This is a genomic window from Micromonospora sp. NPDC049107 (genome assembly GCF_040648595.1).
Lineage (GTDB): Bacteria > Actinomycetota > Actinomycetes > Mycobacteriales > Micromonosporaceae > Micromonospora.
Genome location: NZ_JBEZEC010000006.1, coordinates 344,701 through 360,019, shown reverse-complemented (window position 1 = coordinate 360,019; position 15,319 = coordinate 344,701). Strand labels below are relative to the sequence as shown.

At 73.4% G+C, this 15,319-nt stretch carries 13 protein-coding genes and 1 pseudogene; 10 read left to right on the top strand and 4 right to left on the bottom strand.

Annotated features, from left to right (window positions below):
• Positions 1–9 precede the first annotated feature (9 nt).
• The gene (locus tag AB0B55_RS17475; protein WP_357172199.1) at positions 10–1,308 is read right to left on the bottom strand and encodes a lycopene cyclase family protein; all 1,299 of its coding nucleotides are present in this window, start codon (positions 1,306–1,308) and stop codon (positions 10–12) included.
• Positions 1,309–1,380: 72 nt separating this feature from the next.
• Between AB0B55_RS17475 and AB0B55_RS17470 the strand changes: the two genes are divergently transcribed.
• The 4 genes from AB0B55_RS17470 to AB0B55_RS17455 all read left to right on the top strand — a co-directional run bounded on the left by AB0B55_RS17470 (position 1,381) and on the right by AB0B55_RS17455 (position 4,949).
• A complete protein-coding gene (locus tag AB0B55_RS17470; RefSeq protein WP_357172198.1) occupies positions 1,381–2,208 on the top strand; it encodes a metalloregulator ArsR/SmtB family transcription factor in 828 nt (275 codons plus the stop codon).
• 334 nt (positions 2,209–2,542) lie between these two features.
• The gene (locus AB0B55_RS17465; protein ID WP_357172197.1) at positions 2,543–3,037 is read left to right on the top strand and encodes a hypothetical protein; all 495 of its coding nucleotides are present in this window, start codon (positions 2,543–2,545) and stop codon (positions 3,035–3,037) included.
• Between the two features lie 88 nt (positions 3,038–3,125).
• A complete protein-coding gene (locus AB0B55_RS17460) occupies positions 3,126–3,737 on the top strand; it encodes a class F sortase (RefSeq protein WP_357172196.1) in 612 nt (203 codons plus the stop codon).
• 105 nt (positions 3,738–3,842) lie between these two features.
• Positions 3,843–4,949: a magnesium and cobalt transport protein CorA gene (locus tag AB0B55_RS17455; protein ID WP_357172266.1), complete on the top strand. Its 1,107-nt coding sequence runs from the start codon at positions 3,843–3,845 to the stop codon at positions 4,947–4,949.
• Between the two features lie 89 nt (positions 4,950–5,038).
• Here AB0B55_RS17455 and AB0B55_RS17450 read toward each other — a convergent pair whose 3' ends face one another.
• The gene (locus tag AB0B55_RS17450) at positions 5,039–5,752 is read right to left on the bottom strand and encodes an MBL fold metallo-hydrolase (RefSeq protein WP_357172195.1); all 714 of its coding nucleotides are present in this window, start codon (positions 5,750–5,752) and stop codon (positions 5,039–5,041) included.
• 97 nt (positions 5,753–5,849) lie between these two features.
• Between AB0B55_RS17450 and AB0B55_RS17445 the strand changes: the two genes are divergently transcribed.
• Positions 5,850–6,269 carry a YchJ family metal-binding protein gene (locus AB0B55_RS17445; protein WP_357121615.1) on the top strand — a complete coding sequence of 140 codons (420 nt, stop codon included), beginning with the start codon at positions 5,850–5,852 and terminating at the stop codon, positions 6,267–6,269.
• A 56-nt stretch (positions 6,270–6,325) separates the two neighbouring features.
• Here AB0B55_RS17445 and AB0B55_RS17440 read toward each other — a convergent pair whose 3' ends face one another.
• Together AB0B55_RS17440 and AB0B55_RS17435 are read right to left on the bottom strand one after the other, a co-directional pair.
• Entirely contained in the window at positions 6,326–7,717 is a 1,392-nt protein-coding gene (locus AB0B55_RS17440; protein WP_357172194.1) for an MFS transporter, read from the bottom strand.
• A 791-nt stretch (positions 7,718–8,508) separates the two neighbouring features.
• Positions 8,509–9,231, bottom strand: a pseudogene (locus tag AB0B55_RS17435) (hypothetical protein); the annotation flags it as partial.
• Between the two features lie 173 nt (positions 9,232–9,404).
• Between AB0B55_RS17435 and AB0B55_RS17430 the strand changes: the two are divergent.
• The 5 genes from AB0B55_RS17430 to dinB all read left to right on the top strand — a co-directional run bounded on the left by AB0B55_RS17430 (position 9,405) and on the right by dinB (position 15,276).
• Positions 9,405–10,535 (top strand): N-acetylmuramoyl-L-alanine amidase, encoded by a 1,131-nt coding sequence (locus AB0B55_RS17430; RefSeq protein WP_357172193.1) that lies wholly within the window; start codon positions 9,405–9,407, stop codon positions 10,533–10,535.
• 252 nt (positions 10,536–10,787) lie between these two features.
• Positions 10,788–12,362 (top strand): FMN-binding glutamate synthase family protein, encoded by a 1,575-nt coding sequence (locus AB0B55_RS17425; protein WP_357172192.1) that lies wholly within the window; start codon positions 10,788–10,790, stop codon positions 12,360–12,362.
• Positions 12,363–12,789: 427 nt separating this feature from the next.
• Positions 12,790–13,503, top strand: a complete 714-nt coding sequence (locus AB0B55_RS17420) for a GNAT family N-acetyltransferase (protein ID WP_357172191.1) — start codon at positions 12,790–12,792, stop codon at positions 13,501–13,503.
• A 90-nt stretch (positions 13,504–13,593) separates the two neighbouring features.
• Complete coding sequence (locus tag AB0B55_RS17415; protein WP_357172190.1) at positions 13,594–14,031, top strand: VOC family protein; 438 nt, start codon at positions 13,594–13,596, stop codon at positions 14,029–14,031.
• A 57-nt stretch (positions 14,032–14,088) separates the two neighbouring features.
• The gene (dinB, locus tag AB0B55_RS17410; RefSeq protein WP_357172189.1) at positions 14,089–15,276 is read left to right on the top strand and encodes a DNA polymerase IV; all 1,188 of its coding nucleotides are present in this window, start codon (positions 14,089–14,091) and stop codon (positions 15,274–15,276) included.
• Positions 15,277–15,319 lie beyond the last annotated feature (43 nt).

Genomic DNA, 15,319 nt, shown 5'->3' with positions numbered 1-15,319 from the left:
CGGGTCGGGTCAGTTTTCCGGGGAGGGGACGGGTCGCTGCGGACCGCCCACCACGGCCGCCGGGATGGCCGGAGCCGGACGGGCGGGCCGCAGGCGGTCGCGTAGGCGTAGCGCGGCGTCGCCGGCCGTGGCGGCGATCATCGGCAGGAGCCGGGTCGAGTTCATGATCGCGATCTCCTCGGCCGGGTTGGTGACGCCGTCGAGGAAGCGCAGGACCCGCTCGGCCGGGTTGCGGTCGAAGAGCCGGTCGAAGAAGTCGGGCCCGCCCACGCCACCGGAATCCAGCGCGCGCAGCGCCACCGCGTCCATCCAGCGGTGCCGGGCCGGATAGGCGGGGGCCGGCACCGGCGGCCGGCCGGCGGCGAGCGCGCGGGCCACCTGGTCGGCCTGGCGGTACATGGCGGAGAAGGTGAAGCCGGTGGAGGGCCGGGTCGCGCCACCGGCCGTGCCGAGACGTACGACGCGCGGGGAGGGCCGGGCCGGGAACGGCGCGTCGGTCATCGGGATCACCCCGTTCTCGACCTCGCGGACCCGCAGCCCGTCCGGGTCGAGCCCGAGCAGGTCGCGGTAGCCGGCCAGCGCCGTGTCATAGCCGGCGTCGGTGAGCAGGTCGGGCGAGAACTCGGTGTACTCGACGAGGGCGTACCGGTCGCTCACCGGGAGCACGTAGCCGAAGGAGACACCCCGGGCGGGCTGCGGGGTGCGGAAGTCCATGAGCACCGCCCGCCGCGGGTCGAACACCGGCCGGTCGGCCTCCAGCCACCAGCCACGGAAGTGCTGCAACCAGGTCGTCCGCCCGGCGCGGGCCGGTGGCCGGGGGCGGGAGTCGAGTGCCCAGCCGGCCCGGATCTCCCGCCCGTCGCCGGTGCGCACGACCACCCCGGTCCCGTCGTCGCGGACCACGTCGGCGGGTGCCGCGATCCGCGTCACGTCCAGCCGGCGCTCGGCCTCGGCAGCCCGGTCGTAGACCGGGCCGGAGCGCAGCATGGCGTACCGCAGGGGGGTCAGGTCCAGGACGCGACGCCGCGCGGGCGTGACCACCTCGACCTGGTGCCAGCTCGCGCTGAGCAGCGGGTCGAGGTCGATGTCGGGGTGGCCCCAGAACGCCCAGGTGCGGTCCTGACCGCGCCGACGGACCGGGTCGACGACGGCGATCCGCGGGCCCCGGACGCCGTGCCGGTCCAGCGCGGCGAGCAGCAGCGAGGCGGCGCCCCCGCCGCCGAGCAGCGCGAGGTCGACGTCGAGCCGTGCGGGATCGGTCACCCGCCCCACGCTGCCACACGGTGCGATTCGACCACGCGCCGCCATCGCGTTGACACGCAACCATTTGGTTGCCTATGGTGCACAGGTAACTGTTCGGTTCCCTGTCGAGGGAGAGTCGTGGACGACGCGTTCCGGGCCTTGGCCGACCCCAGCCGGCGTCGACTGCTGGACCGGCTCAACGACCGCAACGGCCAGACCCTGCGGGAGCTCTGCGAAGGGCTGTCCATGACCCGTCAGGCCGTCAGCAAACACCTGTCGGTGCTGGAGGCGGCCGACCTCGTAGCGACCGAACGACGCGGCCGCGAGAAGGTCCATTACCTCAACGCCGCTCCGATAAACGCGATCGCGGACCGCTGGCTCAGCCGCTACGACCGGGAGCGTGCCGCCGCGCTCGCCGACCTGACCACAGCATTGGAGCAACAGCCCATGGAGAGCCCTACGTTCGTCTGCACCACGTATGTCGCCACCACGCCGCAACGTCTCTGGGCCGCGCTCACCGAACCGGCGTTCACCCGCCGTTACTGGGGCGGAGTCGCGCTGGTGTCCGACTGGACGGTCGGCGCGCCCGTGCTCTGGCAGGACGCGCCCGACGTCGAACCCCGGGATCTCGGCCAGCGCGTGTTGGTCGCCGAGCCCTACCGACGCCTCTCCTACAGTTGGCACGGCTTCCAGCCGGAACACGCCGAGCACTTCGGCTGGTCCCCCGAGGAGTTGGCCGTCCGACTGGGCGAGCGCCGATCGACGGTCACCTTCGAGATCGAGCCGCACGGGGAGTCGGCCGTCCGGTTGATCGTCCGCCACGACGGCTTCTCCCCGGACAGCGAGATGCACCGGGCCATCAGCGGCCAACTTGACGGCAGCGGCGGCTGGCCGGAGTTGCTGGCCAGCCTGAAGACCCTCGTTGAGACCGGCGAGCCGATCGCCGCGCCGACCCAGGCCGGCTGACGCCTCGCTGATCCAGGCCCCGCCCTCGCCGATCCACGCGCGCGCGATGAGGAGCATTGGCGCCGCCGGAGCCGATACCTCGCCATCGGCCCAGGGGTGACAGCCCGACCGCAGCGGACATCGACCGGAGCACCGACGCCGGTCGGTCCGTGCAGGCCCAAGGGCTGCTCTCCCCCGCCTTCGGGTGGACACGTGACGGCAACGAAGGTTTCTCATTTTCACCTGATCGGGGTCCCAACCCACCTAGTGTTGGGCACACCGGTGCTAGTCACGGAGTTGGCCACCCGAACGACGTCCCACGCAGTCAGCGGACGAAAAGTGAGGGAAGACGCGTATGAAGGTCTCAACAGCACTCTGCTCGGCGGCGCTCGGCGTGGGTCTCGGCACGCTCCTGCTGCCGGGCGCCGCACTGGCCGACACCGTCGTGTCACCGGCCACCACCCCGGTCGGAGGAACCGTCGTGCTCACCGCGACGACCTGCAACCCGAAGTCGGGTGACGTCATCTTCCGGGTCACCGGACCCAACCGCGACGAGAACGTCCGATCCACCACGGCCGCCGCGGGCGGCGGGCTCAGCGCCGAACTGTTCACCGCCGGGTTCACCCTCGGCACGTACACGGTGGCCGCGACCTGCGGCGACGGCAGCTCGGCGGGCAGCGCCACCTTCGCCGTCACCCCGATCGGCGGTGCCCCGGCCGGCTCGGGCGGCGACAACCGGGACGGACGCGACGCGGGCGCGCTCGCCGCCGGAGGCACCCTGCTCGGCACGGCCGCCGCGGGCGCGGTGCTGCTGGTACGCCGACGCCGCCCGGTGTCGACCGTCGCCTGACCGGCGACCGCTCCATCCCAAGAGGTCGGGTGCCCGTGCCGGTACGACCGGCGCGGGCACCCCGACGAGCCCTTACGGAGGTGCGCACGTGTGGTGGCGGCGAAGCCTGCCGGCCGTGGTCGCCCTCCTCGGCGTCAGCGGGCTGGGGCTGATCACGGTTGGCCTCACCGCCGACCCGGAGCGGCCACCCGGGCCGTCGGCTGACGCGCCGACCCGCACCCGTCCCGCGCCGGACCTGGCCCCCCTCCCCCACGCAGCGCCCGTCCGGGTGCGGATCCCCGCCATCGACGTACGCGCCGAGATCGTCCCCGTCGGTGCTGACTCCGCCGGGGTGCTGGAGGTGCCGCCCCTGGACCGGCCGACCCTCGCCGGCTGGTACCGGTACGGGGTGAGCCCCGGCGAGACCGGCAACGCCGTCCTGGTGGGACACGTCGACTCCCCCGCCGGCCCGGCGGTCTTCTTCGACCTCGGACGCCTGCGCGCCGGCCAGGAGATCCAGGTCACCCGGGCCGACGCGCGGGTCGCCACGTTCACCGTGGACGGCGTCCACGCGTACCCGAAGGACCGCTTCCCCAGCGGCCTGGTCTACGGCCCGGCGGACGTCGCCGGACTGCGCCTGATCACCTGCGGCGGCCGGTTCGACGACGCGACCGGCAACTACGTGGACAACATCGTCGTCTCCGCCACCCGTACCGCCTGAGGTAAGCGCCCCACTGTCGGGGGCCGGACGCCGCTGGGCAGAATCCGGTGGCACCATGCCCTGCGAGCGCCGTGGCCGCGACGGTGCGCGGGGAGGGGGCGCGTGGTGGATCAGCGAGCGGTACGGGACCGGGCCGGTCGGGGCGTACGCGCCCTGGCCCGTCGACTGCTCGGCCGTCCCGGAGGCGAGACTCCCGCCCCCCGGCGGTCCAATCCGGACGCCGTGGTCGACTGCGCCGTGTACGTCAAGGGTCGCCGCGAGCCGGGCCGACCGCACTACGACGACGCGTACGCGCGCGCCCGGCGCACCCGCGACGCCTTCGTGTGGCTCGGACTGCACGAGCCGGGGCCGGCGGTGCTCGCCGCGGTGGGGCGCACCTTCGGGTTGGACGAGCTGACCGTCGAGCGGGCGCTCGCCGACGGGCACCGGCCCACGGTGCAGCGGCACGGGCCGGTCACCCTGCTGGTGCTGCGGACCGCCGGGTACGTGGAGCACGCCGAGCTGACCGACACGTCCGAGGTGATCGACACCGGTGACGTGATGGTGCTGCTCGGTGACCGCTTCGCCGTGACCGTGCGGCACGGCGCGGCCGGGGCGCTGCGCGACGTCCGCGCCGACATCGAACGCCGGCCGGCGCTGCTGGCCGCCGGTCCCTGGGCGGTGGCGTACGCGGTCTGCGCCCGCATGGTCGACACGTACCTGGAGGTGGCCGGGCACGTGGAGCGCGATCTGGAACGCGTCGAGGAGGCGGTCTTCGCCCGCGAACGGTCGGCCGACATTCAGCACATCTACCAGCTCAAGCGGGAGGTCGTGGAGTTCAAGCGGGCGGTGCTTCCGCTCCAGACGCCCCTGCGGACACTGCTCGACCCGACCGGCGACGGACCGCCGCGCGCCCTGCACCGCTGGTTCGTGGACGTCGACGGCCGGCTGGCTCGGGCCGTGGACCGGGTGGCCGCGTACGACGATCTGCTCACCTCGATCGTGCAGTCCCGCCTGGCGCAGCTCGCCGTCGAGCAGAACAACGACATGCGAAAGATCGCCGCGTGGGCCGCGATCGCCGCCACGCAGACCGGCATCGCCGGCGTCTACGGCATGAACTTCGATCACATGCCCGAGCTGGCCTGGCGCTACGGTTACGCGGGCGCGCTGGCCCTGATGGCGGTGGCCGCGCTCGCCCTGTACCGCCTGTTCCGCCGCTCGGGCTGGCTCTGACCCCCACCCCCGTGATCTTGCACTTCCGGTCGCCGACATGCACCCTTTGCCGGCAATGCGGGGACAGCATGTGCAAGATCGGCGAGGGGTCAGGATCGGCCGCGGGCGAGGAAGGCGCGGATCCGTTCGCGGGGCCGGTCGGTCAGCTCCGGGCCGTGGGTGAACGCCGCGATGTCGTACTCCAACTCCCCGAAGACGTGGGCGGTCTGCCGCGTCATCCGGTAGTCGCTGCACAACAGCTTCGGGGCCCAGCGGACGCCGAGCACGTTGAACAGCGCGTCCCCGGTGATCAGCAGTCGGGTCGGCTCGTGCAGCAGTGACACGTGACCGGGCGAGTGCCCGGGGGTGTGCACCACCCGCAGGCCACCGCCGACGTCGAGCACGTCGCCGTCGGCGAGCGGCTGCGCCACCTGGACGGCCGGAAACCGGCCGCCGGCCATCCGGGTGAAGAACCGGCCGCCGGTCACCGCCGGGTCCACCGGTGGGTTGTGGCCGCCCTCGGCGTACGGGACGTCGGCGGCGTGCGCGGCGATCGGCGCGCCGGTACGGCGGGACATCTCGGCCGCCCCGCCCGCGTGGTCGGGGTGCGCGTGGGTGAGCACGATGCGGGTGACGTCCGCCGGCGTCTTGCCCATCGCGGCCAGCCCGCGCACGATCCGGGCCGGGGCCTTGGCCAGCCCGCAGTCGACGAGCGTCACGCTGCCGTCGTCGTCGACGAAGGCGTACGAGTTGACGGCCGAGCGCCCCACGGTGGGGATGCGCCAGACGTTCGGAGCGAGCGACACCGCCGGGGAACGCGTCATGTTGGGGATTCTAGGGGCGATCGTCGACCATCACTGTCCGTCGACGCGTGGGCGACCGGTTCTCGCGGCCGGCCGGCGGGTACGGCAGGATGGGCCGGTGGGCAGAGCGGGACGAGGCCGGCGGGCGGACGCGACGACCGGCGGGCGCTGCCCGTGCGGGTCCGGCGGGGCGTACGCCGACTGCTGCGCCCCCGTGCACGGCGGCACCGCCGAGGCGTCGACCGCCGAGGCGCTGATGCGCTCCCGGTTCAGCGCGTTCGCGCGGAACGACACCGGCTACCTGCTGCGCAGTTGGCACTCCGACACCCGGCCGGAACGGCTGGAACTGGACCCGGCACAGCGGTGGACCCGGCTGGAGATCGTCGAGACCGAGCGCGGTGGTCTGCTCGACGCCACCGGCACGGTCACGTTCCACGCCCACTACCGCGAGGCCGGTCGGCCGGGCACGCTGACCGAACGCAGCCGCTTCGTCCGCGCGGACGGTCGCTGGGTCTACCTCGACGGCGAACTGTCCTGACGGCCCCGCCGACCTACGACGACGGCCGACGGCGGGACCGCCGCCGGGCCACGACCTCACCCCGGGCCGCGCGCACCGGTCGCGGCGACGTCGTCACGCACGGCCGCGGGGCGGCGTCGGCGACCCCGCACCACCAGCGCCACCACGAGGTACGCCCCGGCGGCCACCGCGAACGCGACCGCGTTGCCGGCCGCCGTGGCGACCAGCCCGTACCCGGCGTACGTCCCGATGATCAGCACGTCGGTGAGCATCCCGGCCAGTGAGGTGACGGTGGCGCGGCTGCCGCCGGTGATCCGGGCCTGTAGTCGCGCGTCGGCCAGGACAGTCGCCAGTTGCGCGGCCGCGAACGCCACCGCGAGCAGCACGAAACCGGCCGGATGCCGGACGAGTGCGCCCCCGGCCAGCGCCAGCGCGACGAGCCCCAGCAGCGCGGCGTAGCCCCGACGGCCGAGCCGTTCGCCCACCGGGGCGAGCAGCCCGCCCACGGTCACGCCGGCCCACAGCAACAGGAGCAGCAGCGGCACCGCCCGCGCGTCAGCGCCGGTGTCCAGGGCCAGCAGCGGCGTGTACTCGTCCAGCGCTCCCCAGTCGGCGGCCACCACGGCGACCAGCAGCACGGCGGCCCGCACGGGTGGCCGCGTACGGACCTGCCGCACACCGGCCCACAGCGTCCCGGTCCAGGTCAGCTCGTCGTCGTGGTCGTCCGGACCGGACGCCACGACCGGCGGCGCGCCGTCGTCCGGGGTGACGAGCGGTGGCGGGGCGACGGGCGGTGGCGGGGCGATGGGCGGTGGCAGGGCGACGGAGGGTGGCGCGACAGGCGGCGGTGGCGCGTCCGGCGGCGGTGGCGCGTCCGGCGGCGGGCGGTGCTCGGGGAACCGGGTGGCGACGGTCGCGGCGAGCAGGCAGGCGAGCACGCTGCCCGCGCCGACCGCCGGGTACCCACCGGCGGCGAACACCGGGCCGGCGAGCACCCCCGTGACCACCACGCCCAGGACGCCCGCGGTGCGCGCGCGGCCGAGCACGCGGGCGTACCGGTCGCTCGCGTCGAGGCGGGCCAACTCGGTCCAGACCAGTGCCTCCAGCGCGCCGGAGACCAACGCGCCGCCGGCGCCCCAGAGCAGGAAACCGACCGCGAAGGCCGGGTACGACGGGAACAGCACCCAGAGCGCGTAGCCGGCGGCGGTCACCAGCGGGGCGAGGCACAGCAGCAGCCGGCGGGAGACCACGTCGGCCCACGCGCCGGACGGCACCTCGAACAGGATTCCGGCGCCCGACCAGATGACGAACAGCGACGAGATCTGCCCCACCGACAGGCCGGTGTCGGCGAAGAGCACCACGTACAGCGGGTAGAGCAGGACGAGGTCGCTGAGGAACGCGTACCCGTAGAGGGTCGCCGAGAGGCGGCGCACCGCCGGGTCGGGCACGCGCGCGGCGAGATGGTTCATGGGGGCCTTCCCGTGGGAGTGGACGCGGACACCGGACGTGCGGTGTCCGCGGTGGCCCACGGGTGTGGCCTACGGGGCGGGATCAATGTCGCCAGGTCATGTCGGCGATGGTAGACCGGCCGCGCCGACCCCGGCCAGGCTTCTCGACGGGCCGAGCGAGACGGGAGCGGGGCGGAATCCCGGTGGATTCCGCCCCGCTGGCCCGCCGCTCGGCCCGACCCGGCTCAGCGCCGGTCGGGATCCACGGGCGGGATGACCGTCGTGGTCTCGCTGTCGTCGCCGGTGCGCTGCCCGGGGACCGCACCGCCGCTGATCACCTGGGTCGTGTCGGCCTCCCGGCCGGGGCCCACCACCTGCGTCGTGTCATCGGTCGACGGCCGCACCTGCGTGGCGTCCGCGTCCGACGGCCGGGTGACCACCTGCGTGACCTCGGGATCGGACTGACGAGGGGTCACCTGCGTGGCGTCCGCGTCGGACGGCCGGGTCACGATCTGCGTGGCGTCCGCGTCCGACGGGCGGGTCACGATCTGCGTGGCGTCGGCGTCGGACGGGCGGGTCACGATCTGCGTAGTGTCGGGGTCGGCGGATCGGGTCGTTACCTGCGTGACGTCGGCATCCGACGGGAGGGTGGTCCCCGACGTGCGGTCCGCCTCGAAGGGGCGGCCGACGGCCGACGTGCGGTCCGCGTCGGCGCGGGCGGCGGTCGAGCGGTCCGCTTCGGCCTCGACACGAGCGGCTTCGGCACGGGCCTCTGCCGCGCGAGCCTCCTCGACACGAGCGGCTTCGGCGCGGGCGGCTTCGGCTTCGGCCTCGGCGCGGGAGGCACGGTAGGCGCGGGTGTGCGTGGCGATCAGCTGCGACTCCTGCTCGGCGCGGGTCAGCCACGACTCCCAGCGGCTCTGCATCGGACGGATGAGGCCACCACCGACTCCGACCACGAGGATGCCGCCGACGGTGGCCAGCACGGCGATCAGCACCGGGGTGGTGACCGCGGTGGCCACGCCGATCTGGTTCAACGCGGCGATGACGCCCAGGCCGAGGATGAACACCGAGGCGATGCCCGCCAGAGCCCGGCCGTACGACAGCCCGCCGAGCGCGCCGCCGATGATGTCCTTGACGGCGTTGGCGATGGCGGCGGCGACCACGACGATGACGATCGCGACGAAGGCGCGGGGCAACCACGCGACCACGGCGGTGATGAGGTCGGAGATCGGGTTGGGGCCCCAGATGCCGAAGGCCAGCTGGAGGGTGAGCAGCAGCACCGCGTAGTACACGAGCTTCGCGACGATGTCGCTGGCGTCGTACCGGGATCGGTTGAGCGCCCGACGGATCCCGCCGCGCTCGACGGCGCGGTCGAAGCCGACCCGCTCGAGGATCTTCTCCACGATCTTCAACACGGCCTTGGCGATCAGCCATCCGGCCACCAGGATCGCCACGAAGGCGACGGCCTTGGGCAGGAAGAGCATCACCGAGCGGAGGGCGTCGCCCACCGCGTCGCTGACGTTGTCACTCATCTGGTCATTCCTTAGGGGCAGCGGGGATAGTCGGCCCCACCTACCCCCACCAGCGCGCAGGGAAACGCCGCCGACCCCTGGCGCGCCGGCGGGTCTGGCAATATTCTCCGTGTTGCGTGCGGCCACTGGAGCTACTTTTCATCCCCCCGCCGTCGGCCGCAGGAGGAGCTGTCATGCACGTCGAGCATTCCGAAGTGGACCGCCGGACACTGCTGCGCGCCGGTCTCGGCGCGGCCGCGGTCGCCGTCGTCGGAAGTGAACTCGCCTTCTCGGGCGCGGCGCAGGCCGCCCCCGGCACGGACCTGGACTGGATCATCGGCTGCGACGAGTGGGGCGCCCGCCCACCGGCGGACCCGCTGTCGGTCAGCGCCATCGCCACCAACAAGATCATCGTGCATCACATGGCGTTCCCGAACGTCACCGACTACTCCCGCGAGCAGGCGGTCAAGCTGGCCCACGACTGCCAGGACCTGCACATGGACGGCAACGGCTGGTCGGACTCCGGTCAGCACTTCACGGTGAGCCGGGGCGGCTACGTACTGGAGGGCCGCCGGGGCAGCCTGGAACGCCTCGAAGCCGGCGACCGCCAGATGATCGCGGCGCACTGCCCGGGTGAGAACGGCCGGGCCATCGGCATCGAGAACGAGGGCACCTACGTCACCGAGACGCCACCGGAGGCGCTCACCGACTCGCTGGTCAAGCTCTGCGTCGCGATCAGCCGGCAGTACGGGCTGCACGCGTACGACATCTTCGGCCACTGGGACTTCCGCACGACCGATTGCCCGGGCGCGGCCTTCTACCGGCAGTTCCCCGAGCTGCGGCGGCGCGTGCACGCCGCCCTCGGCACCTCGCTCGGTGACGTGCCGGCCCGTCGCTGGCCCGACCTGTGGCGGTTCGTCAACTCGCCGTCGGTCCGGGTGGTGCAGCACCTGCTGGCCTTCCGGGGCTACGCCGTGACGGTCAGCGGCACGTTCGACGCCGCGACCGTGGCCGCCGTGCAGGACTGGCAGGCCCGCAACGGCATCCCGGTGGACGTGGACGCCACGCTGACCACGGCGACCTGGGAGACGCTGGCGCCCGAGTTGGACCAGCACGCGAGCGGAGCGCCGGTCACCGCGGTGCAGGAGATCCTGGCCAAGAAGGGGTACGCGGTCACCGTCACCGGGGCCTACGACCATGCCACCCGCAAGGCGGTGCAGGACCTTCAGGCGCTGCACGGCCTGCCCCGCAACGGCAAGCTCAGCACCAGCACGTGGTGCACGATCGTCGGCGGGTCCGTCCGCGAGTCGTTCCGGCACCGCTGAGCCACCGGGTGCGGTGCGGGTCGAACCCGCACCGCACCGGGCCCATCACCAGCGCGAAGCCGCGCGCCTCGTTGTCGGCCCTCCGTCGGCCTGCGACGATGCGGCATCGGCTGGCTGGCTGGCTGGCTAGCTGGCTGGCTGGCTGGCTGGCTGGCTGGCTGGCTGGTCAACATCTCCCAGCCCGGGTCCTGACCAGCGCGTCGGCGCGACCGGTCGGTTTGGCCGGCGGTGCGGGCGGAAAGAGTGCTGGGCATGACTTGGGCCCGTCGAGCCGTACCCGCGGTCGCCGCCGCCGTCGCGGCGCTCGCCGCGAGGGATCTGATCCAGCGCGACCACGCGCTGCTGCGCAACTTCCCGGTGCTGGGCCGCGCCCGGTACCTGCTGGAGGCGATCGGGCCGGAGCTTCGGCAGTACATCGTGGCGGGCAACGACGAGGAACGGCCGTTCACCCGGGACCAGCGCCGGTGGGTGTACGCGTCCGCCAAGCAGGAGAACAACTACTTCGGCTTCGGTACGGACAACAACATCGAGTTCACGCCCGGGTACCCGATCATCAAGCACCGCACGTTCGGCCGGGCCGTGCCACCGTCGTCGCCGACGGCCGGGCACGACGTCCGACTGCCGTGCGCGAAGGTGCTCGGCGCGGCCCGGGATCGGGCGCGCGCCTTCCGGCCAGGGTCGGTGGTCAACATCTCCGGAATGAGCTTCGGCTCGCTCTCCGGCAACGCCGTCACCGCGTTGAACAAGGGCGCCGCCCTCGCCGGATGTCTGCAGAACACCGGCGAGGGTGGCCTGTCGCCGTACCACCGCAACGGCGGTGAGCTGGTCTTCCAGCTCGGTACGGCGTACTTCGGCTGCCGCGATGAACACGGCCGGTTCAGTCTGGACCGGCTCAAGGACCTCGTCGCCGGTGCTCCCGTGCGCGCCTTGGAGATCAAGCTGAGCCAGGGGGCGAAGCCGAGCATCGGCGGCCTGCTCCCCGGAGCGAAGGTGTCCGCCGAGATCGCCGCGACCCGGGGCATCCCGGCCGGGCGGGACTGCGTGAGCCCGTCGCGGCACGCCGAGTTCTCCGACTGCGACAGCCTGCTGGACTGGGTGGAGCTGCTGGCCGCCGAGACGGGCCTGCCGGTGGGCATCAAGTCGGCGGTCGGCGACCTGAGCTTCTGGCAGGAGCTGGCCGGCCTGATGCGCGACACGGGCCGGGGCGTCGACTTCGTGACGGTCGACGGCGGCGAGGGCGGCACCGGCGCCGCGCCGCTGATCTTCACCGATTCGGTGTCGCTCCCGTTCCAACAGGGCTTCTCCCGGGTCTACAAGGTCTTCGCGGAACACGACCTGCACGAGCGGGTGGTGTTCATCGGCAGCGGCAAGCTCGGCCTGCCGGACAACGCCGTGGTGGCGTTCGCACTCGGCTGCGACATGGTCAACGTGGGCCGCGAGGCGATGCTGTCGATCGGCTGCATCCAGGCGCAGAAGTGCCACACCGACACCTGCCCCACCGGGGTGGCGACACAGAACGCGTGGCTGGCCCGGGGCCTCGACCCGACGCTCAAGTCCGTCCGGGCGGCCAACTACCTGGCGACGTTGCGCCGGGACCTGACCAAGGTCGCCGAGGCCTGCGGCGTGGAACACCCCGGCCTGATCGGCACGGACGCCGTGGAGATCCTGGACGGCCGCACCGGCTCCACCCCACTGCACGAGGTGTACGGGTACCGCCCGCACTGGGGCCTGCCCTCCCCTGCCGACCAGAAAGAGATCATCCGGCTGATGATCCCGGAGGCGCCCCAGGGCGGCAGCGCCCCGCCGTCACCCACCGCCGTCGGCTGATCCCGCCCACCGCCCCGCCGCCCACGGGGCCCACCGCCAATCTGCCTACCGCCCCACCGGCCCACCGCCAATCTGCCTACCGCCCCACCGGCCCGCCGCCTACCGGCCCGCCGGCCCGCCGCCAACCTGCCTACCGCCCCAACCGGCCCACCGGGCCACCGGGCCACCGGGCCGCCGCCAACCGCCGCCGGGCCTACCGCCCCACCGGCCCGCGCCCCACCGGCCCGCCGCCCGAAGAGCGTGATGCCTGTGAGTCATCTTGATGACTCACAGGCATCACGCTTCTTGTGGTGCTTCCGCCCCGAGGCCTCTGCGGTGCCATCCGACACCCCCCAAGAAGCGGGTCCGCCAGAGTCTCCTTCGGCGTCATCCGGCGCCGCGCGAATAACTCGTGGAGTCGTGTTCCCGGCCGACCTATGGTGGCGCGGTGCTGATCCGACGTGAGACCCCCGCCGATATCGACGCCATCCGGGCCGTGCACGCCGCGGCCTTCGCCGCCGCCGACCACGGCCCTGCCGACAATCCGGAGCACGGGCCGCAGCACGATCCGGGCCACCGGCCGGACCACGATCCGGGCCACGGGCCGGACCACGATCCGGACCACGATCCGGGCCACGGGCCGGACCACGATCCGGACCACGATCCGGAGCACGGGCCCAGCACGGACACCGCCACCAGGAGCACCGACGGCGGTGGCGACGGTCGCCTGCCGGTCGAGGCGACGCTCGTGGACGCGTTGCGCGTCGACGACGGGTGGCTGCCCGCGTACTCCCTGGTGGCGGTCGATACGGACGGCCTGGTGGTGGGTCACGTGGTGGCCACGCGGGCCCGCGTGGCCGGTGCGCCGGTGGCGTTGGGTCTCGGGCCGCTCGGCGTGCTGCCCGGCTGGCAGCGACGCGGGGTCGGCAGCGCCCTGATGCACGCGGTCCTGGGCGCCGCCGACGCCCGAGACGAGGCGCTCGTGGTGCTCCTCGGGCACCCCGAGTACTACCCGCGTTTCGGGTTCCGGCCGGCCGTCGAGCTGGGCGTCACCCCGCCGCAGCCGTGGGGCCCGCAGTACTTCATGGCCCGACCGCTGACCGCCTGGCACGGATCGATCCGGGGCGAATTCCGCTACGCCCGCCCCTTCGACGACCTGTGACCGGACCGCACCCGCTGTCGCAACGATCCTGTCGGTCCGTCGCGAGAGGATGGCGACATGACCGACCGGACCGGGAACGAGGATGCTGCTATGGCCCGTGAAGTGCAGATAACGTTCGACGCTGCCGATCCTGCCGCCCTGTCGGCGTTCTGGGCCGACACCCTCGGCTACGAGTTGCAGGGCCCGCCCGGGGGCTTCGACTCGTGGGAGGCCGCGTTGGACGCGATGGGCGTGCCGCCGGAGCGACGCAACGACGCGTCGGCGGTGGTCGACCCCACGGGGGCGGGGCCACGGCTGTTCTTCCAGCGGGTGCCGGAGGGCAAGCAGGCCAAGAATCGCGTCCACCTCGATGTGCGGGCCGCGCCGGGGCTGACGGGTGACGACCGGATGGCGGCCCTGGAGGCGGAGGCCGACCGGCTCACCGCTCGGGGTGCCACACGGCTCGCCCGACACGAGCCCGCTCCCCCGCTCGGCGCCGGTCACATCGTCATGGCAGACCCGGAGGGCAACGAGTTCTGCCTCGACTGAGCGGGCGTTCTCCCAGCTCACTGCCGCGACGACCGGCCGTCATGCGAACATGTGTACGTGTCGCACGACGCCCACATCCTGCACGCCGACCTGGACGCCTTCTACGCGTCGGTCGAGCAGCGTGACGACCCGCGCCTGCGCGGACGGCCGGTGATCGTCGGCGGCGGCGTGGTGCTGGCCGCCAGCTACGAGGCGAAGGCGCGGGGTGTGCGCAGCGCGATGGGGGGTCAGCAGGCACGACGGCTCTGCCCGGACGCGATCGTGGTGCCGCCCCGGATGTCGGCGTACACGCAGGCCAGCCGGACGGTGTTCGAGATTTTCCGACAGACCACGCCGCTGGTCGAAGGGCTCTCCATCGACGAGGCGTTCCTCGACGTGGGCGGGCTGCGCCGGCTGGTCGGCACACCGGCCGACATCGCCCAGCGGCTGCGCCGGGAGGTCCGCGACCGGGTCGGCCTGCCGATCACGGTGGGTGTGGCCCGGACGAAGTTCCTGGCGAAGGTGGCCAGCGCAGTGGCGAAGCCGGACGGGCTGCTGGTTGTCGCCCCCGACGCCGAGACTGCGTTCCTGCATCCACTGCCGGTGGAACGGCTCTGGGGCGTCGGTCCGGTCACCGCCGCGAAGCTGCGGGAACGCCGGATCCGTACCGTCGCGGACGTGGCCCGGCTCGGCGAGGCCGCGCTGGTGTCCCTGCTCGGGGCCGGCGCCGGCCTGCACCTGCACGCTCTCGCCCACAACCGCGACCCCCGGGCGGTGCAGGTGGGCCGGCGGCGGGGCTCGATGGGCGCGCAGCACGCGTTGGGGCGTACCCCACCTGCGCCGGAGGAACTGGACGCCATCCTCGCCGGTCTGGTCGACCGGGTCACCCGACGGATGCGGGCGGCCGGACGGTCCGGACGCACCATGGTGTTGCGACTCCGCTTCGGCGACTACACCCGCGCCACCCGCTCGCACACCGTGGCCAAGGCGACCGCCGACACCACCGCACTGCTCGCCGCCGCCCGGACACTGCTGCGGGCCGCCCTACCGGAGATCGACCGGCGCGGGGTCACCCTGCTCGGCGTCTCGGTCGGCAACCTGGACGACAACCCGGTGCAGCCGGAGCTGCCGTTCCAAGCCAACACCGGGGCCGACCTGGACGCCGCCGTGGACGCGGTCCGCGACCGCTTCGGCTCGACGGCGCTCACCCGGGCGGCGCTGCTCGGCCGCGCTCCCGGTGTCGAGATGCCGCTATTGCCGGACTAGAGCGCCCCGGTTGCTGCGACCGGAGACACATCACAGCAGGTCG

Excerpts from the sequence above, each read along its gene's own strand:
- AB0B55_RS17475 (WP_357172199.1), bottom strand. The coding sequence starts at position 1,308 with ATGGCGGCGCGTGGTCGAATCGCACCGTGTGGCAGCGTGGGGCGGGTG.
- AB0B55_RS17465 (WP_357172197.1), top strand. The coding sequence starts at position 2,543 with ATGAAGGTCTCAACAGCACTCTGCTCGGCGGCGCTCGGCGTGGGTCTC.
- AB0B55_RS17450 (WP_357172195.1), bottom strand. The coding sequence starts at position 5,752 with ATGACGCGTTCCCCGGCGGTGTCGCTCGCTCCGAACGTCTGGCGCATC.
- AB0B55_RS17440 (WP_357172194.1), bottom strand. The coding sequence starts at position 7,717 with ATGAACCATCTCGCCGCGCGCGTGCCCGACCCGGCGGTGCGCCGCCTC.
- AB0B55_RS17430 (WP_357172193.1), top strand. The coding sequence starts at position 9,405 with ATGCACGTCGAGCATTCCGAAGTGGACCGCCGGACACTGCTGCGCGCC.
- AB0B55_RS17425 (WP_357172192.1), top strand. The coding sequence starts at position 10,788 with ATGACTTGGGCCCGTCGAGCCGTACCCGCGGTCGCCGCCGCCGTCGCG.
- AB0B55_RS17415 (WP_357172190.1), top strand. The coding sequence starts at position 13,594 with ATGGCCCGTGAAGTGCAGATAACGTTCGACGCTGCCGATCCTGCCGCC.